The sequence below is a fragment of the Fervidicella metallireducens AeB genome, assembly GCF_000601455.1.
Lineage (GTDB): Bacteria > Bacillota > Clostridia > Clostridiales > Caloramatoraceae > Fervidicella > Fervidicella metallireducens.
The window spans coordinates 33,533-55,941 of the sequence record NZ_AZQP01000004.1 but is presented as its reverse complement, the minus strand read 5'-3'; the positions used below and the strand labels follow the sequence as shown (position 1 = coordinate 55,941).

Sequence of the window (22,409 nt, the reverse complement as noted above, 5' to 3'; positions counted from 1 at the left end):
TAATATCAAAAGCCTGCTATCCAACAGCTGCATTTTCAGCTGCTGTAGATTTGCAGGCTTTTATTTTTTTGCTAATACATAGTATTTACCAATAGGCAGATTGTAAAAAAGATATACCCCTTCTGAATTTGTATAAGTAAAATCAATGGCCTTATTTATATTTGCATTTATCAAAACTACTAATGCATCTTCAATTCCTATACCATCATCACAGATAATACCGTTTATGGTCCCCTTTAAATTCCTGAATTTAAGATAAATTGTGTCTAAATTATATATTCTCAAACATCTATTAATTTCAAGAAAACAATAATAGGGATAATAAAAGGGTGAATTGAAAATCATTTTGTAAACGCCATTTTCTATTCCCTTAAAAACATACATCCCTTGTTGATTGGAATAGGTTTCATAGATTTTGTCTTTCTGAATTAAAGATGTTAGTGTTATCTTAACAAATGCTCCAGGCTTTTGGCACTGGTCTTTTACTGAGCCAATTATTATATTTTCCTCATTTTTAATCGGCTGCAATCTAATGTTCAGGATTTTTCCGTATTCTTCAATGGATATACAGTCACTGGAATATGTTTTAAAACCTGATTTTGCGGCAATAACTTTTATCTGTTCTGGAAAAGGATATCTTATTTCAAAGAATCCCTTTGAATCCGTAAATAAATGGACTATTGGATTGTTTCTGCAATCTGTTATTTTTATACATACTTCATAAAGAGGATAATCAGTTGTATTATCCTTTACTATCCCCTTCAATAAACAGTATTTTTTATTGCTTAATTTTAAATCTAACCTTTCCTCATAAAAATTATCTATTATTTCAGTGGTTTTTGAAATATGAAATTTATCTTCAAACATTGGTATCACCTGCGTTTTTTCTCTTTTATATTATATGACTGCCCCTGACATTTTGTTTAAATGTCTGACTCATAATATGCAGTCAGGCTACTTGGAACATTTTTCAATGAATGTTATAATAAATAAAACCCTTGAAAGGAGATGATTATAAATGTTTCCTTTAGAAAAACCTATGACCTATGAAGAATTTCTAAGTTTAGATAATGAAAATGATAATCTGGAATTTATAAACGGGAAGGTCTATATGTTATCTGCCCCTTCTGTGATTCATCAGACTATTGTCACTAATTTGTCTACTGAACTGGGAATATATTTTAAAGGAAAGGATTGTAGACATTTTGTTGCTCCCTTTGATGTAATTTTTCAGAACCAGTTTGAAAAACACAGGGTTCAGCCTGATTTAACCGTTATTTGTGATAAAAGTGGTCTGACAGAAAATAATTATATTGGTATACCACATTTGGTAGTTGAAGTCTTATCTCCATCTACTTCTTCTAAGGATTATATAGAAAAAATGGATTTATACATGAGATTTGGTGTAAAGGAATATTGGATAATATCTCCTAAGAATAAAACCGTTGAAATATTCTCTTTACAAGAAAGTAATTTTTACTCTGAGCCAACACTATATTCTAAGGATGACATTGTAAAGTCCAGTATATTTGAAGATTTATCAATTGGTTTAAAAGATATTTTTAATATTTAATCTACATCCCTGCAGCCAATTATTTACTGCAGGGATGTCTTTATTTAAACAGGCATACCATCTGGTCCTTCGTTTATCATCTTAAATATTTCAAGGAAGTAAGTTCCTGGTTTTAATTTTGTAAAACTATACCTCCCATTTTCATCTGTTCTTTGATTTGAGTATAGATATTCTTTGTTCCCCTCAATTATATAAAGCTCAACAGTTGCATTTGCTGCTACATTTCCATCTTCATATCTTATTGTTCCAGAAACTTCTGCTGATGGGTTCGATGGATCTATTGTAAGTTTATTTGTAACAGTTGTTACCTGTCCCTCTTTGTCTATGATTACTAAACTTTCATTTGGAAGATATCCATTTTTTACCTGAATTACAGCATATCCACCTCTTTCTAAAAGCGGGATATAAAACTCTCCACTGTTATTCGTAAATGCGTGTCCTTTAAATATTGGTGGATATCCCTGATCTATTTTAAAAACATTTATTACTGCATTTTCTATTGAATCTCCATTTTCATTTAATACACAGCCAGATATAACACCCTTTGTTGAAAATACATCTTCGTCAAGCTTAAAATCAAGAATTTTAACGGTTCCAGGTTCTACTTCAACAACACTTTCCTTTGAATAATGAAAATCCGGTGAAGAAACAATTATTTCATATTCCTCTTCCATTTTTACCAATGAAAAGGAATAAGTTCCTGTATCAGAGGTACTTACCTTATCAAAAACATGCCCATCTTCAGTTCTAATGAACACTGAAGCACCCTTAACTGGGAAATTGTAACTATCAAGAACTGTCCCCTGAATAATCCCTGGTGTGCCTTGGACTTTATTTAATACAACATCTTTTATTATTTTTTGCCCGGATAATATATTAAATCCTTCAGTTTCAGTATAATAAGGTCTTTTAGTTATAAGATAAGGTGGAACAGGCACGTTTATAACTGCTCCTGCTGGTGTTGAAGGGTTCTGCCCAACTGGATAGCTTGTAAATATGGTTTTGGTTTCAGTGCTTATACATGTTACTTCTTCAAGACCTTTATTTACAATATAGATCATGTTTTGTGTTAAATCATTTATTATATCTGAGGGAGTTCCTCCTGTATAAATGGGTGTATAATTCTCTAAATTATTTATATCGAAAATATATACATTTCTTGAGGTGGTATTAGATGTTATGAGGTATTTTTCATCCCTGCTAATATTTACTTTATATGGTATTGAGAAAATATACTTGCTGCCTGATAAACCAAGTGGAAGGGATGTTTTGAACTTCATTATCAATCCTGCTGTTTTACTTATTCCAACAACAAAGGCATTTTTACCGTCACTTGATATCACAACATCCTGTGGAATAAACATCTGGGAATTTACACTATAAACAGGCTGTGCAACCTGATTTGTTGTTGTATCAACTGCAAGTATCATTGGAGAGGATGAGCTTACATATATCAATACACTGTCATCTGGTGTCAGCTTAAGTCCAACCGGTACATAATTAATCTGCTGTGGAAGTCTTATTCTTGTTATGATGGAACATGTTGCAGCATCAATTACACAGATATTATTACCGTTAATACCCGCAGTATATATTACGCTTCCATCACTTTTCATAGTTATCCTTGTCGGCCTGAAACCCAGAGGCAAAGTTGCTTCAACAACTGCTGATTTTATATTTACCTTATAGATGGTTTCATCATCACGGTTAATTACAAAAATATATTTATCATCTGGAGTAATCACAGCATTTATTGGGGAATTACCTACTGCTACAGTGTCTTTTACTGTGAAATTCTCTGTATCAATAAAGCTAAGTGTGTTACCATCTGTATTTAAGGTTATGGCTGTTTTCCCATCTGATGTCATAACTACATTGGATGGACCAACTCCAACCGTTATTGTCTGGAGTATCCTGTTGTTCAAGGTGTCGATTACTGATACTGTGTTCTGACTCCTATTAGGAACAAAGAGTGTAAAGGCTTTTAATGGCATAATTATCACCTCTAATTATATAAATGGATCTAGATTAGTTACTGTTTTTTCTGGATAGGGATAGTCTTTGATTTAACATTTACAATAAACCTGAATACTTTATTAAGGGGTGTGTCAAATGGTATAAAAGCTGTAATTATTATTTGTTTCATTTCAAGTCTTTTCACATTTTTAAGCTCATCAGGTTCAATAGAAACCTTTGTATTTTTACTGACCTCCTGTATTTTTTCTCTATCTATGAAAAGTGAATAGTCTATTTCTGATTTTTCTATTGTTAATTTGTAATCATCTATACCATTTCCTGAATTTATTAAATTATTTATTATTGTTGCTGTTGAGCCAACTGGTGTTACCCTTACAGAGGTTGAATCGTCTATTCTGTCAGTAATAAATGGCAGGAGGGTAACTCCTGGGGGAAGGTTTGCTGCAAAGATATTGGAATATTCACCAGAGTATATTTTAGGTGAAATATCATTTCTGTATTTTGCTGCATTAGTGACAGTTAATATCTCAGTTCCAGCTCTTAAATCTGATATTGTTCTTAATGTAAATTCAACAAATCCACTTACTCCAGATTTTAACTCTTGAATTGTAATAATTATTTTTCTATTTACATTATCAAAATAGGCATTACATGCCCATGTTACGTCTATTGACTTAAATATATATTTCTCATCAATTAAAATTTCCAGGATACCATCGATTAGTTTAACTGAACTGTTATTTGTAAATTCACACCTTAGTCTTATTTCTCTATCACTATAGGTATTTATTATTCCTGTGTAAAACCTTTCTCCCCACTCCTTTCCTGAAAGACTTATTACGATATTTGGATGATTAACAGTTACAGTTAAATTTCTGCTTAAAGTTTTTATACTTCCTCCTCCTGCCTCTGTTCTCCATGTTAAGGTTGAAGTATTGACCTGTGTGGAAGTCGTTGAACCAACATTTTTATTTACATCTTCAATTTTTGCATTAAAAACATAGACTATATTTTTTTGTACTGTCAGAGCATCAACAATTGTTTCTTCTGGGAAAAATATATTGTTTCCAATTACTGTTGGTGTTATTTCTATTCCATCTTTAGTTGCAGGTCCAATATATACCTGACCTGTTGGCAGAATATCTTTTAAGTTTAGATTATATGCCTTTGTTCCCTGTGGAACTGAAATATTTATCTGATATCTTACCTCAGATCCTACCCTGATGTTTTCTGTATTCGTGGTTTTATTCATTGTAATATTTGCTGTCTTAATAGTTACAGCTGCTGATTTGTTAAGTCCAGAATACTGATAATTACTTAATGCAGGATTATATAACTGTGAATAAGGATTAGTATTACTTGCTGTTGTAGAAATAGATACATTTGGTGCTATACCTTCCTTTATCTTAACTGAATAATTTATGGCAGCATATTGCCCTGGTGAAAGTTTTAAAATAGGCAGTTTAATTTCAGTATCATATATTTCTATCTGTGCAAATTCTCCTGTTCCACTTAACTTTACACTGCCTGAATCTAAGATAAAGTAATTTGAAATTTCATCTTTTAATTGAAAACTAAAGGCATCCGTTTCTGTACCAAGGGTATTTGTGTTAGTTAATGTAATTGTAAAAACATAAGTTTCTCCGCTTTTTATTGCGTTTTTATTTGGGCCTGAAACTGTTTTTGTTAATATAAGGTTTGGTGCCCCTGTTTTTATTTGTATCTGATCCCTTTTGCTGTATGAGTAGCCATCTGTATTAATTCCTTTAATTTTTAACAGATTGATGTTCTCTTCTGATATTCCAACTCCTGCTACCGAAGCTCTGAATTTAATTATTGACTTAGAGTTTCCTGGTATTTTACCATAATTAAATCTTACTCCATGTGGTTCAATCAAAAGGGGCTGAATTCCCGGCGGCATATATCCTTCAAAGGTATATTCAATATCAGCGATTGGGTCAACAGATAATGGAAAATAATCGTCAATACAGATATCATCCTGAACTGCATCTGTAGTTGTTGCATCATATTCCAGCTGAAATTCCGCCAAATCATTAGGCGCCAATACATTTATATTCTTTTTTGTTCCATCCCTGTAATAGGCATTCAAAAATATCTTTTTTGCATTTGGTTCTGAAATTGTCAAGCTACAAGATGAAGAATCATTATTTTTAATTTCAAGTTCATCATTAAACCCTTCAAGGTCTATTTTATTATAAAAGCTGTCTGAAGCTGCTACTTCAACTGTATTTCCATCTTTAGTTTTGAATCTGTAATATTTATTTACAATTGCCTTTAAAACTATGGTTTCACTGAAATTCACTGGTTTATTTCCAATATTATAGATTATTAGAGTACCCTTTATCTGTGGCTCCACTGTTATGGAATAGGGTTCCTTTGAACTGTCTGAATAGGATAAACCATCTGGAAGTTTTTCCAAGATTTTTATGTCTGAAAAGGTATAGTATTGACCTGTTTTACAATTTATTGTGAAATCAACCTTCTGACCTACATCAGTAATCCTTTGAGAAACTGATTTTTCGATTATTATGTCCATAGCCTTTGTATAAGCATTTTCTTCAATTAATTCATTTTCCCCCTCAATTTTAATCTGTGTATTTAAGGTTGTTCCATGATTAATAATTAAACCTGTATTGTTATTATATCTATTCCAAACTCCAAAATTAATATAAATAAAAGTTTCACTTCCAATTGAAAGCAAAACATTTTTATATGTCAATCTTGTATATCTTTTATCTTCAATGTATATTATGTCAACAGTTGGTGTCAGAAATTTCAATGCATCTGTTCCATTTGCAGTTACTTCACCAATAATTCTAAGACCATCATCTAGAATAATTGTCACATCTGTCATTGTTTTTGAAGTTAAGTTATTATTTATAGTAAATTTAGCTGTATAAGTTTGGGTGTAGTCATTTAAATTTATCCCTGTTCCTGCACCTTTAAGTGCTTTTGCTGGAAGATTTATTTTCGCTGAAAATCTTGCAGTTTTAAAGCTTAAAAGGTTTTCTGCCTGATATTTTTCGTTTCCTATGTCTATGTTACCCCTTGGCATAGTGTCTACTTCTGCATTAAGTGCTATACCTGAAAATAAATATCCAAAGAGTACATTACTTCCATTCTTAAAGGTTAGACTGCTTCTTAACGTAAATGTAAAAACATAATCTATCTCTAAAGGTGTAAAGTCCTTAATATTAACCCACTTTATCCTTGATATCCCATTAGAATCAATTAGTTTGGAAGTTGGAGCTATATCTGCAGAATCAAATTCAATTCCATCAGGCAGATTCAATGTCAGCATAAGATTATAAAGCCTTTTATCTGGACTCAGATTCTGTATCCTTACACTAATACTTTTCCTGCCCCCTAACAATAAAGGTATATTTTCAGTTTTATCCACAGTCATCACAAAAAACGGTGAATTAGGCATCTCTATCCCCCCTTCTTTTCCTATTTCATATTATTCCTGTCCCTATATTTTTGTTATTGATTAATCCAATTATTTATCGAAAATTATAAAATTAAATCACATTATAATGTTAAATGTAACAAAAATATATCATCATTAATAATATATAATAGAAAATCAGAAGGGGGTTTTGATATGCCTGTAAGTCAGATAAAACAAGAACAATATATTTTAGGACAATCAATTGCTAAAGCAATTCAGGACCTTGGAGAAGAAATAAGGCTTGACCTTAGCCTTCAGCCTAATCCAAATCTTAACGCAGGTACGGTAATTGGTACAGTTAAGGACGAAAATGGTAATCCAATAGACCACGCATTGATTAAGATTATGGATTCAAACCACAATCCTCTTGCCCATGCCTTTACCGGTGCAGATGGAGCATATATATTCAGCCCATTCCCTCCTGGAACTGACTATCATATATATGCTACAAAACAAGGTTATGCACTGGCTGAAAATCTACCATTTACATTATTGCCAAACCAAACTATAAGAAAAGACTTTACACTGGTAGTTGATCCAAATGCATCACTTGGTATAATTGCCGGTGATGTTACTAACAAAACAACCCACGCTCCTGTTAAGGGTGCCGTTGTCAACCTTTATTCCGTTGATGAGCTTGGGGTTGAAACCCTTTATGCAGTTGCATATACAAACGAATATGGCCAGTTTGTATTCAGCGAACTTCCACTTGGAAATTATATTGTCCGTGTTAACGCCCTTGGATATAAACCATATGCTACAACTGTTTTAATCAGTGGACCTGGACAGATTGCACATGTAATATCTGATCTTAACGTTGATCAGGACTCCTCAAGGGGTACAATCAGCGGTATTATTACAGAAACCAACAACCAGCCTATACCATTTGCAGATGTTACACTTTATAGAGTTGAAGCAGATAATAGCCTTACTCCTATTGCCTTTACTAAGACAAACGACGAAGGTGTTTACCTCTTTATCAACGTTCCACAGGGCAACTATAAGATTAAATCTAATAAGATATTTATTTCTCAAAGCGTTTAATTTAAAATTATGTAATGCAGCATAAATTATAGAAATATAAAATAAGGGGCTGTGGCATTAACATTTCAGTTGCTAATGCCACAGCTTCTTATTTTCTGCTTTTAATTTCAATTAAGCCTATATCCTCACTATATAAAAATGCAACCTCTTTATTTTCAAATGCCACTGCTGATTTTGGCTCCTGTATTAATAAAAAACCTTCTCTTTCAAGATTTTCAATTGTTGCTTTTATATTTTCACATTCATAACAGATGTGATATGGTATTGACCCATTTCTTTTTAACAATCTACTTACAGGAGAGCCTTCTCCTGATGGCTGTATCAGTTCCAAAATTATATTTTCATTTTTTATTAGCTCTATTTTTATTTTTCTATCAATGTCTTCTATTATTTCACCAGTTAAAAAACCTAATACCTTAAATTTTTCTTCTGCTGCTTTTATATCATTAACGATGTAGCCAATATGATGAATATCCATTTCATCACCCCTTAAATTGAGACTTATAGGTTATCAGCTCTGGAAAAACACCCTCAATTATATCTGCTATTCTCTTTATATTATAGTTTTGTAGAACTTCTTCATATGCCTTTTCAGCTATTTTTTTCCTTAGATATTCATCTTCAATTAAAAGGCTGATTCCATTTATCCAATCTGAAATATTATTATTACATAAAATACTGTTTTCCATGTTTACTGCTATCTGTTTATATGGCTGAACATTTGAATATATACCTGCTATACCAGCAGAGGCATAATCTAAAAATTTTCTATATGATTTACACGAATAAAAATCTCCATCAGGCAGAGGAGCAAGACCTATGTCCCATTCCCTTGTCTTTAAAACATTCATAAATTCCAAAACAGTTGAAGTAAATGGTATATAATTTAAACGGTAATTTTTAACCATAGGCGGCATTGTACCAAAGAACTCTATTTCAATTTTATCTTTATATTTGTTTAAAATATTGTAAATGGGCCATCTTAAAATATTTTCAACAAGAAAGCTATGGTCCTTCCCCCCTGCGTATCCAATTTTAATTTTATTTCTCTTTTTCTTAAAATTTATTTCATGATTTTCATCAAATAAAATGGCTGGAGGTGGTGTATATCTTACATCTTTGCTGTATACACTATATTTTATTTTCATTATTTCATTTGTTACCCAGACACTGTCGCAAATTTTAACAATATCAGGAATTTGCTCTGAAAAATAATTAATCTTTTTTGCAGAGACTAAATTTGAAGGCAGATTCATTAAATCATCATCTAAAAAATAAATAATATACTTTTTAAAGGTTTTGGCTAAAGTAACTATATTTTTATCTGTTACATTTGAACCCCTTACACATATTAAAACATCTGTTTTTTTATATCCTCAACTTTTACATCATTACTTTTCTTAAATTCAAAATCTAACTTTCCCCTTTTAACAAGCTCTTCAAGGGGCATTTTTATACCTATCTCAAAGGACGGAATAATCCCTCCACAAATTGCCATTACTCTTGTTTTATCTGACATATTCACCACCTGCCTCTGAGATTATTTTGCATATTCTATAACTTTTTCAGATACATAATTTACATCATTGTAAGTTAATCTTAAATGCATTGGCAGCGATAATATCCGCTGACTTAATCTGTGTGCCATTGGACATGTTCCTTGTCCGTAGGAATACATCTTGTATTCTGTATTATCTCTGTAATGAACACCTGGGAATATATCATTTTTATTTAATTCCTCTAAAAGTTCATCTCTGTTATTGACCTCTATTATATATAGATGCCTTGAAGACTCACATCCTTCTGTAACTGGAACTGGGTGTATTTTATCTTTGAAGTTTCTAAAGTTTTCATCATACCAGGAAGCTATTTGTCTTCTGTATGCGTTATCAATATCAACATATTTCAGTTGAACAATACCAATTGATGCTATTATTGAGTTCCCATGATATTTATATCCTAAATAGTCTAAATCGTATTTCCACTTATATGTCCCTTTATCATCTGTCCTTGCAAAGGTATCCTTATTTATCCCAAGCCAGGTTAATTCTCTACATATAACATCATTTTCCTTATCCTTAAAACATATCATTCCCGAATCTCCTGTGGGAAGATTTTTAACTGCCTGAAATGAAAATACAGCAGCTTCTGCTTCCTTTCCAACAATGTTACCCTTGAATCTGGTTCCAGTCATATGTGATGCATCTAATATTAATTTCAAGTTATATTTTCTACATATATCCACTATTTTAAAATATTGTCCTATGTTACCCCCTAATCCAACAAATACAACAGCTCTTGTTTTCTTCGTTATTTTTCTCTCAACATCTATAGGATCAAGGCAAAGATATTTATCAACATCTGCAAAAACAACTCTTAAATTTTCATATAGAATTGAATGGTTTGTTGATACAAAGGTAATTGGTGTTGAGATAATTTCATCTCCATCCTGCCATTTATTCTGCATTTTTAATATTTTTACTGCCAAATGAAGACCTGCTGTTGCAGAGTTTAAAAAATGAGCATTATTAAACCCTGTGTATTCTTTCCATTTTTCTTCAAATTCATTGGTTTTAAAACCTAGTCCTGTCCACCCCTTTTCAAGACATATTCTTATTTCATCAAGACATTCATTTACTCTAAAGACTGGAGAAAAAAGCTGTATTGACATTTTATCATCCCCTTGGATATAACCTGATTATTTTAAGTCCAGCTCCCTTGTTTTATCTATAACCTTTATAAAAGATGCTGTTTCAACGTTAATATTAGAATTTATTTTCAGTTCCCATATTTGTTTTTTCTCCTTTTCCCCTATAAAAAGGAATCCATTGTCTTTATAAAAATCCTTAACCAGAGTATTTTTTTCAGTTGGTATATATTCACCGATAATTTTAGCTATATTTTCAGATTTTGCCTTTTCAACTATATATGCCAGCATAACCTTTTCTATTTTTCTTCCAATAACTCTGCAGCTTAATAAAAAAGTATCTATTCTCCACTCTCCAGGATTTTTCTCAAGAATAACAACTCCAGTAATTCCGTTGTCACCAAATTTATCCCTGACCTTCGCACTAAAAATCAAATAGTTTCCATTTTTTATCAAAGCCTCTATTGCCTCCTGTGTATATCTTTTTGTTGTGAGATTAAACTGATTTGTCTTTTGAGTCAGCTGTACTATTCTTGCCAGATTTAATTTATTTACACAATCAATCGTAACTTCAATGTTAAGCTCCTTCAAATATTCATCTATATCATTAAAATCCTTTTTAAATTCCTCTCTTTTTCTTTGTTCTTCATACATCTTACTTTTCTTTACATCCTCTTCAGTAAGATAAAAGCTATTAAATTCCTTCAGGTTGATTAAAGTGGATACATACAAAGCAGGGTTATCAGGCAGTTCAACCACCGTAACCTCTGGTAAAGCCTTCTTTATCATATCTCTGTTAAGCTTGTCATCATCTATAAAAACCATACTATCTAAGCCAATATTTAATTTTTTTGATATTTTCACCATGTTTGTAATCTTGTCATCCCAGTTTATTTCTATATCAGAAAAATTATCCTCTTTAAGAACCATATATGGGTGATTTCTTATAATATTCAATGCATCCTCAGGATTGTTTTTACTGTTTATTGCTAAAATTATCCCCATTTTATTTAATGAAAGTAGATATTTTTGAAAATCTAAATATACCCTGCCTGTTGATGTTGGTCCAAGATTAATTCCTTCCAGTCCATCTTCTCCTGCAATTCCACCCCAAAGTGTGTTATCCAGATCCAGAACAATGCATTTTTTTATCTTTGATTTTAATGGTTTAATATAGCTTAGATATTCCTCACAAAGCTCTGGAAAATGATGTATCGATACTTTTAAATCAACTGAGTAAAGTAAATTATAATCTAAAACATTTTCTTTACCTATTTTGGAACAAAATGAATTGAAATCAAATATAAAGACTTGCTTATCCTTTTTAAATTTTTCTCTAAGGTGAAAATTTAAAGTTTCAATTGATTCAATAAATCCAAATTCTTCTTTGCTTTCTAATATTCCTAATGGTGAAAATGTGGGTACACAGAAGTTGTGTACTATGATTTTTGAAGACAGGTTTTTCTTTAATTTTTCAATCATAATTGTTAATTCATGGAGTTTGCTGTTAATTTGCTTCTCTCTTTCTTCCACTGTAATATTATATGGCAGATAATAATCCTCCCCAATTAGTGACATTATATCTATAAAGATTATTATTAGGTCTGGGGTGAATTTATAAAGTTCACTTTTTTCATTAAAAATGTCTTCTGCGTATTTGTTATAAATGCTCTCATAGAATTCACAAATTAAATTCATTTTATAGCATTTTACATACAATATTTCTTTTAAAGCTTTAATGGTTGAACTTGCTAACAGTGCAATTTTAAATTTTTCTTTTTCAGCGTCATTTTTTTCTGATTCGCTGACTATGTCTTTGTATGACTTTATATAATCATAAACTGTTAATTTTTCCTCCACCTTTCCCCCCTCCTTTTAAGCTAGTTATTAAACTGACTTTATTCTTTGATTTTCCCTTTGATTATCTTCTCTAAACTTTCAAAATCCTTGATTCTTTCTATTTCATCTATAGTAAATTTTATTTCTAAAGCTCTTTCAAGCTCTATTATCAATAATATATTTGCAAAGGAATCCCAGGTTTGTGTATTTTCCATTGAAATATCATTGTTTACCTTGTTTTCATCTAAATTAAGAACCTTGGCGAATATTTTCTTATATTCCTCCATAATACATCTCCCCTATAAACTTTATTCAATTTTATTAAAGCCTCTGAAAATTATCTCCCACTTTTCTTTTTCAGATTCAAATTCTTCCTTTAAAATGCTGGTAATTAAAACATCCTCATATTTTCCATTATGATATACGTGCTTTCTTAGTATTCCTTCTTCCTTAAAATTAAATCGTTTGTGCATTGCTATTACCTTCTGGTTAAAAGTAAATTCATAGCAGTATAATTTATTGAGATTTAAAATATCAAAGGCATAGGTAAGTATGAGAAATTCCGCCTCTGCCCCATAGCCTATATTCCTTTTGCTTTCATCACCTATAAAAAAACCCCATTCAGAGTTTCTATTTATATAATCTATTTTTGTTAAATAAATCAAACCCAATAAACTTTTATTTTTGTCCTCTATTGAAAAGTATTTACTTTTAGAGTCATCCAGTATTTTTTTATACCATCTTTCCTGTTCTTCTCTGGAGATACAGGCATGTTGGAAGAGAAGATTATTAACTGAAGGAGAAGACCTCCAATTTCTTATCTGCTCTATATGCTCTTTCTCAAGAGCAACAAGATTTACTAAGTTCCCTGAAATCAACTTTTATCACCTCTTTGATAAATAAGTTTTTTATATTCCTGAAATGAACCCCAGTTTTTATCCTTTTCAGAAAGAATTACCCTTTCTACCTTCCCTATTGGCCATTCTATTTTTATTTGGTCATCATTCCAGCATATACCATTTTCATCCTCGGGGTGATAATATTCCGTACAGCTATATACAAATTCAGCCTCCTCAGAGAGAACAAGAAATCCATGTGCCATTCCTTCTGATATATAAATCTGGGTTTTGTTTACATCATTTAATATACAAGAAAACCATTTGCCAAAGGTTGCTGAATTTGGTCTTATATCCACTGCTACATCAAAAACCTCTCCCTTTACAACCCTTATTAATTTTCCTTGGGGGTACTTCAATTGAAAATGCAGCCCCCTTAAAACTCCTTTTATTGAATGAGACTGATTTTCCTGAACAAAACGAATATCCAGACCAAGTTTTTTGAATTTATTATAGTTATATACTTCATGGAAACTTCCCCTGCTGTCTTCTAATATTGTTGGCTCAATTATATATATACCCTTTATATAACTTTCCATAATTTTAAAATTCTCCATGTAATCCCCCCAGTCTTTTTAATAATTAAAATACCACTCTTTATTATTTAGATACCATTTTATCGTTTTCTCAAGTCCTTTTGTAAACTCTGTTTTTGGTTTCCAATCTAAATCTGTTTTTATTTTTTCAGCGTCAATAGCATATCTAAAATCATGTCCCTTTCTGTCTTCAACATATTTTATTAGTTCTTCTGTTATTGTGTTATCATAATTCTTATTTAAAATTTTGATTATTTCTTTAGCAATGGATATATTCTTTCTTTCATTATTTGCACCAATGTTATAGATTTCTCCTGCTTTTGCATTTCTTATGACTAAATCGATTGCCTCACAGTTGTCCTCTACATATATCCAGTCCCTTATATTTAATCCATTTCCGTAGATGGGAATAGCTTTTTTCTCAATAGCATTTTTTATGATAAGTGGAATCAGCTTTTCTGGAAACTGATTGGGACCATAATTGTTAGAGGATCTTGTTATATTTATTGGCATCCTATAAGTATCATAATATGATTTTACAATTAAATCTGCTGAAGCTTTACTTGCTGAGTATGGGCTGTGTGGATTTATTGGAGATTTTTCAGTAAAAAAACCCTCATTTCCTAAGGAACCATATACTTCATCAGTTGATATCTGTAAATATTTTTTACCTCCCTTGTATCCTTCATTTATTTTCCATGCTTCCCGTGTAATATCAAGTAATGTTTGGGTTCCTAATATATTTGTTTTAGTAAAAATTCCAGGATTTTTTATACTTCTGTCAACATGTGTTTCTGCTGCAAAATTTACAACGTAATCTACATCATAATTTTTGAATATATCTTTTATTACCCTTTTATTACAAATATCACCCTTTATAAAGGCGTAATTACTTGATTTTTCTATTTCTCTAAGGTTATTCAAATTAGCTGCGTAAGTCATTTTATCCAGATTAATTATTATTATGTCTTCATATTTTTTTAAAATATATTTAATGAAGTTTGAGCCAATAAATCCAGCTCCGCCTGTTATTAAATAAGTTTTCATCTTTTCACCTCCCTGTTTTGCTATAAAGGCTTATATCAGTCTTTTCCACAATATTTATTTATTAAATATTTTCCATATTCACTATTTTTCATTTGCCAGACTGATTCACAAAGCTTTTCTTTATTAATATATCCCTCTAGATATGCAGTTTCCTCAACTGATGCTATATATTTTTTATATCTTTTCTGTACTTTCCTGATAAAATTTGCTGCATTTAACAGACCTTCATGTGTCCCTGTATCAAACCATTTTATACTTTTGTCTAACACTTCTACTTTCAGTTTCTTCAGGGTTAAATAATAATTATTTATCGACGTTATTTCAATTTCACCACGAGAAGATTTTGGTGTTTCTAATGCTACCTTTACTACATCATTATCATAGAAATATAGCCCTGGAACTGCAAGATTTGATTTTGGGTACTTTGGTTTTTCCTGAATTGACACTGGATTCCCGTTTTTATCAAGCTCTATTATCCCAAAGTCCTTTGGGGTATTGGTTTCATATCCAAAAACAGTGGCACCCTCTTTTAAACCTATTCCACTTTTAAGATATTTTTTCAAATTCTTTCCATAGAAGATGTTGTCCCCTAAGATTAAGGCTACTTTATCCATACCTATAAATTCTCTTCCCACAATAAAGGCATGACCTATTCCTTCCGGTTTTTCCTGTATTTCATAACTTATGTTAATACCTAGTTGTCCCCCATCTGATAATAGTTTTTTATAATGCCCAATATCTTCAGGAGTTGATATAATCAATATATCCTTTATTCCACAAAGCAGTAAAACTGATAATGGATAATATATCATTGGTTTATCATAAACAGCCAAAAGACTTTTAGATACAGCCTTTGTTACTGGATAAAGTCTTGTACCTGCACCTCCGGCTAATATTATACCCTTCATTCTAAGACCTCCAATGAATGTACTTAACAATATTTGTGTGTTTTTCAGTTTATAATATTCATTTTTAAAAAATATGACATTAATTTTAGATACAATTAAATACTAATATCTAATATTACTTAAGTAACAAAATGCATAAATAAAAATAATATAATATATGGAAAACTTTTTAGGAGGAATATAATGTTTCCTGTAAATCCAAATGACTGGATTACTTATATTACTACAGCACTGCCAAGAAATGAACATCCATGCTGGGTTGATATTGTTGGAGATTTAACCCGCAATGCTGCTTTCTATTACCCTGCAATAAGCCCTAATCCATCAGAGATAGCCTTTAGAATGAGACTTAACGGTGATCCAATAAAGGTTAATCCAAACAGCTATGAATTAAAGGAATTTGTATGGGGGGTACAGATTGTAAATAATTTTAATCAGCTTTTATTTACAATCAGAGTAAATGCCAGCGGCAGCAATTATCGTCTTCAGGTTATAAAGGAAACTGCTCCAAGCAGTATAACCTATGATGTACCCTTTAGCCTTAATTATCCTCCCCTTTCAAGTGATATCGTAAGGGTTGTAGATGCTGGAAAATATTTTGCCTGTGGTAATCCTGAAAACCTTGACGAAGATTATTTCTTAGATTTTAGGGTACCAAATAACTCTACAGTATTTCCTGGTTTTGATTTTTCATCCTCAACCTATAAGTTATGCTATTTTACCTCAACTCAGCCAAATGTGGTAAATAAAGAATATATATGCGGAAGCCTTTTTAATCCACCAATAGGTGAGCCTGTTCTTTGTGTTAAAAAAGAAATAGTTTCTGGTCCTGACAGTATATGCCTTGATGATATTGATTCATGGACATTGAGGATAACTGTAGAAAACTGTGGAACTGTAGCCGTTAACAATATCATTCTGACTGATGTATTAAATAACAATATAAATTTCCTTACCCCTGTTACACTGGTTCCTTCTCTAGGGCCTTCATATGACAGCAATACTAGAACTATCACCTGGAATATAGGCACCTTAAACCCAGGTGAAAAACAGCTACTTGATATATCATTTACTGCCCAATTAGCAGTTTGTGGACATTTAATTTTAAATACTGGAAATGTAAAATATCAAAATGGTCCTGATGATGGAATTCCATTCCAGGATGAAGGCGTTCTCTCCCTGGCTGAAGATGAACTTCAGGTTACTAAAGAAATCATAGGTCCTGACCCAGTTGAAAACTGTGAAATAGAAACCTGGACACTTAGAATAAAAGCTGAGAACACTAATGTATGTGACATAACAGAGGTATTGATTGTAGATGAAATTAACTGTAATTTTAATTTTGAAACCCCAATAGTTTACAATGCCTCCAATGGGCTGGTTATTCTCCATGATAAAAAAATTATCTGGTCTTTAGATCTTCTATATGGAAATAGTTTTGAAACCCTTGATTTAACCTTCAGCGGTTTCTTTGATAATTCTGGTCATCAGATATTTAATAAAGGTAAAGCATCTGCATTTTGTATTGAGGAATTTGACTTTTCAGATGAAGGCATAGAAGTTATTCCAAGTATCCTTCCTGAAAATATAGAAGTAACAGGTCAAATTAAAGAATGTGGTACGGGACAGTTACTAACTGGTGTACTTGTAACTGTTTATGATTCAAGCTGTAAAGAAATTTTAAGTCAGAGCTTTGATGAAAATTACACACTGTACCTGAAACCTGGAACCTATACCATTAAATTCACTAAGGCTGGTTATTATACTAAATTTTTAAATGTAATAATCAATTCTGATGGTGATATTGTCCACGATATCCACATGAATAAAAAGGTGTTATGCTATAGTCAAGGCAGCAGTAATACAAATCTTGACATTCTTGCCGGTATCGTAAAATATAAAATAGATGCTGACATCATTTTCAGCAATGCTGTTTGTTTATATACCGATGCAGTAATTGAATGTCTGACAGATGTAATCGATTCTGTTAAATGCAAAGTTATTTGTAATTCAAAACTTCTTGTAACACTTCTAATGGAAAAGGATATTATCTATAAATTAAATGAGGAGAAAAATTTTAAATATTTCACAGATGAGATTAAGCTATGTTATCCTCTTGAGATAAACATAGTGAACACTGACTTTAAGTATGATGTGAATATTGCCGATGTTAGTTTTTGTAAAGATGGTAATATTGTTGAGAACATGGCATTGATAAAATTTAAAGCTCACTTTGTTGATAATCAGGATATTTGTATAAACACTAAATAAAACCAAAGGTGAATGTCAATGAATAACATTAAAAAAGATAAGAAAGCCTTGTCAGGAAGTGTATCAATTATTACCCCGACTAATAAAAAGTATAATATAGACAACATCTTTGATAATTACGCAAGACAAAATTATCAAAATAAGGAATTGATAATTATTCTGAACAAAAATGATTTATCTTTAGAAGCATATAGAAAAAAATCCTTAAACTATACAAATGTAAGTATTTTTCAACTTGATGAGAATAAATCCCTTGGTGCATGCAGAAACTTTGGAATTTCAATGGCAAGGTATGAATATATAGCTAACTTTGACGATGACGATTATTATTCCCCTTATTATTTAACCAATGGCATTGGGATTTTAAATTCTGTCGAGGTAGATATTATTGGTAAGTTTACTTCCTTTGTTTATTTTAAATCCAGTAAACTTCTTACCATATATAAGCCTGGCAATGAAAATAAGTTCAGCTACAACCTTTTTGACGGCAGTTTAATCATGAAAAAAAGCATATTTGATAAAATCCGCTATTCCAATAGAACCTACCTTGTGGAAAAGGAATTTCTCAAAAGATGTTACGAAAGAAATGTAAAAATATATGCCTCTGACAAATATGACTATGTCATTGTCAGGGATTCAGATTTAGATAATCACACATGGAAAATTGAAGATGACAGACTTTTTAAATACTGTCAGTTTTATGCCCAAACCAATGATTTTTCAGATTTAATTGTAAGACCAACTTAAAAAGCATTAAAAACCCAATTTAATACTTGTATTAAATTGGGTTTTTAATGCTATTACACTTTATTAGCTTTTAAAATCCCCTATTATAATTCGCATTTATCAAGAAGTGTTCCATTAATGCAGATATCTTCGTGTATTCCAACTTTATCGATAATATCAGAAATAACAGATACATGAACTAAAGTTCCAGGAATTTCACCGCATGCACAATCTCCCTGTACATCGAAGATTATATCTGAACATTTAATTATTATTTCTGACTGAAGTGTTGGGTTATCAAATATTTCACGTGGCAGCTCACCAACCCAGTTTGGATCAGTAAATGGAACATCTAATGTCCACAGATATGCTCTTTCACTTGTTCCTGGAATTGTTGTTTCTGCAAGACTCTCGTTTTTCCCAAACAATATTGGTGATTCAAACAATCCTGTTGGAACATAGCATGCCTTTGAACCAATATCATCTGGAAGCATCAAGGTTTCAAATTTTTCATCATCGAATTGAACAACTAAAAGTATTTTAAACCATATTTTCAGTCTTGCCTTTGAAGTACAGATGATTTCCTGTCTTGTCTTTTTAATCATAAGTTTTTCACTTAAAATACAGTTTACTGGAAGTGTTTCCTCATAATTAGGATAATTATGAACGCATATGTCTACTGGTACCTTTGCATCTTCTGAAACGTTGAAGAAAATTTGCTCTCCACCCTTTGGATCCCATTTTGCTATTATTCTTTTAACGAATATTTCTAATGGCTCAGGATTGGAGTTTTCGCAGATTGAACTGGTGATTAATTCATTACTCATTCTACTACCTCCCTTTAAACAATATAAAAGCAGCAACTTTTTTATAATATATACTATGCAATTCGGTATTTATTGGTTCTTTACTTCACCTCTTTTTAAAGAAATTCCAAATTGAATCCTTGTTATTGTCATCATTTTCCTTGGATATGCTATTTATTTCCTTTTCTCTATCCGTTAAAGTCCTTTTCAGCTCCTCTAGCTGTGTTTTAATTTCTGAAATTTCTTTTCTATTTTTTTCTATTTCATTGATTAAAATTTCCTTAAACTCATTTATAATTGAATTTATATTATCTATTCCATTCATCACATCTTTTGTTAAAACAGAAGTTTTTTCTGTTATTTTAATTAAGTTTTCATTTGAAATATTTTTATTGGATATTATTATATCTTCCTGAGTTTTATACATAGCTTCATTTAATGAAGATTTTAACTCCTCCATCTGTGATTTTAAATTTATAATAGTATCCCTAATCTCATTTAGCTCCAGCATTTTACTTTCTTCATTTATCCTCTGTAAGGTCAATATTTCATTATTTTTCTTATGTATTAGATTAAGACTTTTATTATCAGCTTTTTCTGATATTCCTATATCAGTATTGCCAGAGTTATTTTCAGAATCATCTGTTAAATATACTTTGTTCCAACCGCTTACGTACTGATATCCCTTGGATACCGTCTTTGAGTTCATGAACTTATCACCCTTTAAAGTATTCTATATTATAAATATGAAATTCTTTATTAAAAGGTTATTAATTTCTTTATATTCTTAAAAAACTTAAATAAAATAACTAAGCTAGAAATGAATCCTCATCTTCAACCTTGCTTAGTTATTTTTAGAGCTTAAATTTCTTTTTTAAGGATGTCCTTTATTTTTTCTTTAAGGCTTGGTTTCTTTTTTTCTATTTCATTTATAATCTCCTGTATTTCTTTTTTTAGCTTTTTATTTTCATCTAAATTTCTGCAATTTTCTTTTTCCAATAGATTTGCCCTTCTTTGCTCTTTTATATACTTGTCTTCCATTTCCTTAATCCTCTCCGTAAGCCTTATACATTCCTGAGATAGTGCATCAACTCTTTTTTTATAGTCCATATAATCATCCATCATTTTTTTCACTTCTAACTCTTTCTTATATAATTCATCCTTTAAATATGAATTTTCACTCTCTAAATCATCAATCTTCTTTATTGCTAACTTTGAAATGTCATCCAAATTACATAAATAATTCTTTATGTCCCTGTTAGGGGTATCACAGCTTAATGCAACCTGACTCAAATCCTGACTGTACATAAGTGACAGATTTTTTTCTTCCACCTCTATACTCCTCTCTTTAACAAGATAAACCACTATATTGGCAGATATCTCTAAGTACAAAATTCTACAACTTATATCTATATCCGATGTATGTTTTAGATTTCTTATGTCTATCTCAAATCTTCCATCTTTAAAATCCTTCTGATATGGAAATGGTCTGAAATTTATCCTGTAAAATCTAAGTATTGCAATATCCTCAATAACAGATGTATAACATACCTCTTCATCATTTTCTTCCACGTAATAAGCAAGATATATTTCATACTTTATTATAACTTCTATATGTTCTGCTGTTGATTTATATTTTACACTTTTGATTTTTCCCTTAAAGTTCATCACGTTTTTAACTTTTATATTATTAAAATCAATTGTCCTAGATAATATAGTCTGCAAAGCTCTATATTTTGATTTTACAACCCTTTCATTAATAACAGACATATTAACCCTCATATCAATTATTATATTAAATATATATGCATAATGATAAAAAAAATAAGGGCTTCATACCCTTATATACTTCTTTTTTTACTTTGTACGTCCCTTATATCCTTTAAATCCTTTTTTACTCTGACAAGTTCAATCTGACTTTCAAGGAGCTGATCCTTAAGATATGCAATATTATCTTTATGCTCCTTAACTTCCTTTTCAACTTTTTCATTCTGCTCCTTTAATAAAGCATTTTCCTTGAGCAATTCTTCGTATTCTTCATTTCTTATTTGAAGATTTTGATAAAGCTCATTATACTGATTTTTAATTTCCTCAAGGTTTTCAGTCTCAGTTTTTCTCATCTCAGAAATCTTTATGTATTCATTATTTAAATTTTCATATGCCCTTTGAAGTTTTTCATATTCAGCCTTCATCTGTCTCAGCTTTTCCTCAGGTTCATTTAAGGAACGTTTTAAAACTTCGATTTCTCTCCGGCTTCTAAAAAGCTCATCTGTAATAGTCAGAGAGGTTAAAACCGCAGCTGAAGTATTGCTGTGTTTTGGATTTCCAGTTAAAATTTCCTTTACCTTCTTGTCCACAAAATTAGCAATAGAAAAAAGATAGTCTTCTGAGTCATCACCAGTTAATGTATATTCAGCACCATTTATTCTAACAATAACCTTATTCTTTGACATACAAAGCACCCTTTCAATTTTTATACATTTATCCTAAATACACAGTTATTATCATTTGAAAATCTAGTTAATTCTATTTTACCATTATTTTTAAATTTTTCACTAGGTAAATTAAAAATTTTATTATAGCAGGCAAAATCAGATTGTTAAATTAAATTATAAAAACCCCATAAATGGATTTTAAAGACATACTCCATAAGCCTTAGCATTAAAT

21 protein-coding genes are annotated in these 22,409 nt (G+C 31.0%); 4 read left to right on the top strand and 17 right to left on the bottom strand.

All coding sequences use genetic code 11. The features are described 5' to 3' along the window. Nucleotides 1–60: 60 nt before the first annotated feature. Nucleotides 61–867, bottom strand: a complete 807-nt coding sequence (locus tag Q428_RS02260) for a hypothetical protein (RefSeq protein WP_035377787.1) — start codon at nucleotides 865–867, stop codon at nucleotides 61–63. A gap of 151 nt (nucleotides 868–1,018) precedes the next feature. Here Q428_RS02260 and Q428_RS02255 point away from each other — a divergent pair, with 151 nt between their 5' ends. Then, the gene (locus tag Q428_RS02255) at nucleotides 1,019–1,573 is read left to right on the top strand and encodes a Uma2 family endonuclease (RefSeq protein WP_035377785.1); all 555 of its coding nucleotides are present in this window, start codon (nucleotides 1,019–1,021) and stop codon (nucleotides 1,571–1,573) included. Between the two features lie 44 nt (nucleotides 1,574–1,617). On the opposite strand, the gene Q428_RS02250 is transcribed toward Q428_RS02255, so the two are convergent. Both Q428_RS02250 and Q428_RS02245 read right to left on the bottom strand, forming a co-directional pair. Beyond that, on the bottom strand, nucleotides 1,618–3,567 hold the full coding sequence (locus Q428_RS02250; protein WP_035377782.1) for a carboxypeptidase regulatory-like domain-containing protein: 1,950 nt from the start codon (nucleotides 3,565–3,567) through the stop codon (nucleotides 1,618–1,620). A 38-nt stretch (nucleotides 3,568–3,605) separates the two neighbouring features. Continuing rightward, nucleotides 3,606–7,001, bottom strand: coding sequence for a DUF11 domain-containing protein (locus Q428_RS02245; RefSeq protein ID WP_035377780.1), 3,396 nt, complete (start codon nucleotides 6,999–7,001; stop codon nucleotides 3,606–3,608). A 174-nt stretch (nucleotides 7,002–7,175) separates the two neighbouring features. On the opposite strand from Q428_RS02245, the gene Q428_RS02240 reads away from it, so the two are divergent. Further along, nucleotides 7,176–8,066: an MSCRAMM family protein gene (locus tag Q428_RS02240; RefSeq protein WP_035377778.1), complete on the top strand. Its 891-nt coding sequence runs from the start codon at nucleotides 7,176–7,178 to the stop codon at nucleotides 8,064–8,066. Between the two features lie 88 nt (nucleotides 8,067–8,154). Here the strand turns inward: Q428_RS02240 and Q428_RS02235 are convergent, their stop codons facing one another. From Q428_RS02235 to rfbA, 10 genes are all read right to left on the bottom strand, one after another. Next, on the bottom strand, nucleotides 8,155–8,544 hold the full coding sequence (locus Q428_RS02235) for a VOC family protein (RefSeq protein ID WP_035377776.1): 390 nt from the start codon (nucleotides 8,542–8,544) through the stop codon (nucleotides 8,155–8,157). 4 nt (nucleotides 8,545–8,548) lie between these two features. Then, nucleotides 8,549–9,322, bottom strand: coding sequence for a glycosyltransferase family protein (locus Q428_RS02230; protein WP_035377774.1), 774 nt, complete (start codon nucleotides 9,320–9,322; stop codon nucleotides 8,549–8,551). A gap of 95 nt (nucleotides 9,323–9,417) precedes the next feature. After that, nucleotides 9,418–9,585, bottom strand: a complete 168-nt coding sequence (locus Q428_RS15325; protein ID WP_161633578.1) for a hypothetical protein — start codon at nucleotides 9,583–9,585, stop codon at nucleotides 9,418–9,420. Between the two features lie 21 nt (nucleotides 9,586–9,606). Beyond that, on the bottom strand, nucleotides 9,607–10,737 hold the full coding sequence (locus Q428_RS02225; RefSeq protein WP_035377772.1) for a DegT/DnrJ/EryC1/StrS family aminotransferase: 1,131 nt from the start codon (nucleotides 10,735–10,737) through the stop codon (nucleotides 9,607–9,609). A gap of 27 nt (nucleotides 10,738–10,764) precedes the next feature. Then, on the bottom strand, nucleotides 10,765–12,573 hold the full coding sequence (locus tag Q428_RS02220; RefSeq protein WP_035377770.1) for an HAD-IIIC family phosphatase: 1,809 nt from the start codon (nucleotides 12,571–12,573) through the stop codon (nucleotides 10,765–10,767). 38 nt (nucleotides 12,574–12,611) lie between these two features. Beyond that, nucleotides 12,612–12,839, bottom strand: a complete 228-nt coding sequence (locus tag Q428_RS02215) for an acyl carrier protein (RefSeq protein ID WP_035377768.1) — start codon at nucleotides 12,837–12,839, stop codon at nucleotides 12,612–12,614. A gap of 21 nt (nucleotides 12,840–12,860) precedes the next feature. After that, complete coding sequence (gene pseH, locus Q428_RS02210; RefSeq protein WP_051514823.1) at nucleotides 12,861–13,430, bottom strand: UDP-4-amino-4,6-dideoxy-N-acetyl-beta-L-altrosamine N-acetyltransferase; 570 nt, start codon at nucleotides 13,428–13,430, stop codon at nucleotides 12,861–12,863. Beyond that, a complete protein-coding gene (gene rfbC / locus Q428_RS02205; protein WP_035377766.1) occupies nucleotides 13,427–14,005 on the bottom strand; it encodes a dTDP-4-dehydrorhamnose 3,5-epimerase in 579 nt (192 codons plus the stop codon). The genes pseH and rfbC overlap by 4 nt, the downstream gene beginning before the upstream one ends. 18 nt (nucleotides 14,006–14,023) lie before the next feature. After that, nucleotides 14,024–15,031 (bottom strand): dTDP-glucose 4,6-dehydratase, encoded by a 1,008-nt coding sequence (gene rfbB, locus Q428_RS02200; RefSeq protein ID WP_051514822.1) that lies wholly within the window; start codon nucleotides 15,029–15,031, stop codon nucleotides 14,024–14,026. Between the two features lie 35 nt (nucleotides 15,032–15,066). Continuing rightward, nucleotides 15,067–15,939: a glucose-1-phosphate thymidylyltransferase RfbA gene (rfbA, locus tag Q428_RS02195; protein ID WP_035377764.1), complete on the bottom strand. Its 873-nt coding sequence runs from the start codon at nucleotides 15,937–15,939 to the stop codon at nucleotides 15,067–15,069. A gap of 183 nt (nucleotides 15,940–16,122) precedes the next feature. Here rfbA and Q428_RS02190 point away from each other — a divergent pair, with 183 nt between their 5' ends. Both Q428_RS02190 and Q428_RS02185 read left to right on the top strand, forming a co-directional pair. Next, nucleotides 16,123–18,210, top strand: a complete 2,088-nt coding sequence (locus Q428_RS02190; protein WP_035377762.1) for a DUF11 domain-containing protein — start codon at nucleotides 16,123–16,125, stop codon at nucleotides 18,208–18,210. Nucleotides 18,211–18,228: 18 nt separating this feature from the next. Continuing rightward, entirely contained in the window at nucleotides 18,229–18,957 is a 729-nt protein-coding gene (locus Q428_RS02185) for a glycosyltransferase family 2 protein (protein ID WP_051514821.1), read from the top strand. An 83-nt stretch (nucleotides 18,958–19,040) separates the two neighbouring features. Here the strand turns inward: Q428_RS02185 and Q428_RS02180 are convergent, their stop codons facing one another. The 4 genes from Q428_RS02180 to zapA form a co-directional block, all read right to left on the bottom strand. Then, nucleotides 19,041–19,763 (bottom strand): hypothetical protein, encoded by a 723-nt coding sequence (locus Q428_RS02180; RefSeq protein WP_035377760.1) that lies wholly within the window; start codon nucleotides 19,761–19,763, stop codon nucleotides 19,041–19,043. 85 nt (nucleotides 19,764–19,848) lie between these two features. After that, complete coding sequence (locus tag Q428_RS02175) at nucleotides 19,849–20,451, bottom strand: hypothetical protein (protein ID WP_035377758.1); 603 nt, start codon at nucleotides 20,449–20,451, stop codon at nucleotides 19,849–19,851. Between the two features lie 152 nt (nucleotides 20,452–20,603). Next, on the bottom strand, nucleotides 20,604–21,512 hold the full coding sequence (locus Q428_RS02170; protein ID WP_035377756.1) for a hypothetical protein: 909 nt from the start codon (nucleotides 21,510–21,512) through the stop codon (nucleotides 20,604–20,606). 71 nt (nucleotides 21,513–21,583) lie between these two features. Further along, on the bottom strand, nucleotides 21,584–22,195 hold the full coding sequence (gene zapA / locus Q428_RS02165; RefSeq protein ID WP_035377754.1) for a cell division protein ZapA: 612 nt from the start codon (nucleotides 22,193–22,195) through the stop codon (nucleotides 21,584–21,586). Nucleotides 22,196–22,409 lie beyond the last annotated feature (214 nt).

Bases quoted from the DNA above. Each gene is read 5' to 3' on its own strand.
- Q428_RS02225 (WP_035377772.1), bottom strand. From the start codon at position 10,737: ATGTCAATACAGCTTTTTTCTCCAGTCTTTAGAGTAAATGAATGTCTT.
- Q428_RS02170 (WP_035377756.1), bottom strand. From the start codon at position 21,512: ATGTCTGTTATTAATGAAAGGGTTGTAAAATCAAAATATAGAGCTTTG.
- rfbC (WP_035377766.1), bottom strand. From the start codon at position 14,005: ATGGAGAATTTTAAAATTATGGAAAGTTATATAAAGGGTATATATATA.
- rfbB (WP_051514822.1), bottom strand. From the start codon at position 15,031: ATGAAAACTTATTTAATAACAGGCGGAGCTGGATTTATTGGCTCAAAC.
- Q428_RS02235 (WP_035377776.1), bottom strand. From the start codon at position 8,544: ATGGATATTCATCATATTGGCTACATCGTTAATGATATAAAAGCAGCA.
- Q428_RS02180 (WP_035377760.1), bottom strand. From the start codon at position 19,763: ATGAGTAATGAATTAATCACCAGTTCAATCTGCGAAAACTCCAATCCT.
- Q428_RS02250 (WP_035377782.1), bottom strand. From the start codon at position 3,567: ATGCCATTAAAAGCCTTTACACTCTTTGTTCCTAATAGGAGTCAGAAC.
- zapA (WP_035377754.1), bottom strand. From the start codon at position 22,195: ATGTCAAAGAATAAGGTTATTGTTAGAATAAATGGTGCTGAATATACA.
- Q428_RS02185 (WP_051514821.1), top strand. From the start codon at position 18,229: ATGAATAACATTAAAAAAGATAAGAAAGCCTTGTCAGGAAGTGTATCA.
- Q428_RS02230 (WP_035377774.1), bottom strand. From the start codon at position 9,322: ATGAATCTGCCTTCAAATTTAGTCTCTGCAAAAAAGATTAATTATTTT.
- Q428_RS02175 (WP_035377758.1), bottom strand. From the start codon at position 20,451: ATGAACTCAAAGACGGTATCCAAGGGATATCAGTACGTAAGCGGTTGG.
- Q428_RS02255 (WP_035377785.1), top strand. From the start codon at position 1,019: ATGTTTCCTTTAGAAAAACCTATGACCTATGAAGAATTTCTAAGTTTA.
- Q428_RS02240 (WP_035377778.1), top strand. From the start codon at position 7,176: ATGCCTGTAAGTCAGATAAAACAAGAACAATATATTTTAGGACAATCA.
- Q428_RS15325 (WP_161633578.1), bottom strand. From the start codon at position 9,585: ATGTCAGATAAAACAAGAGTAATGGCAATTTGTGGAGGGATTATTCCG.
- Q428_RS02245 (WP_035377780.1), bottom strand. From the start codon at position 7,001: ATGCCTAATTCACCGTTTTTTGTGATGACTGTGGATAAAACTGAAAAT.
- Q428_RS02260 (WP_035377787.1), bottom strand. From the start codon at position 867: ATGTTTGAAGATAAATTTCATATTTCAAAAACCACTGAAATAATAGAT.
- rfbA (WP_035377764.1), bottom strand. From the start codon at position 15,939: ATGAAGGGTATAATATTAGCCGGAGGTGCAGGTACAAGACTTTATCCA.
- Q428_RS02190 (WP_035377762.1), top strand. From the start codon at position 16,123: ATGTTTCCTGTAAATCCAAATGACTGGATTACTTATATTACTACAGCA.
- Q428_RS02215 (WP_035377768.1), bottom strand. From the start codon at position 12,839: ATGGAGGAATATAAGAAAATATTCGCCAAGGTTCTTAATTTAGATGAA.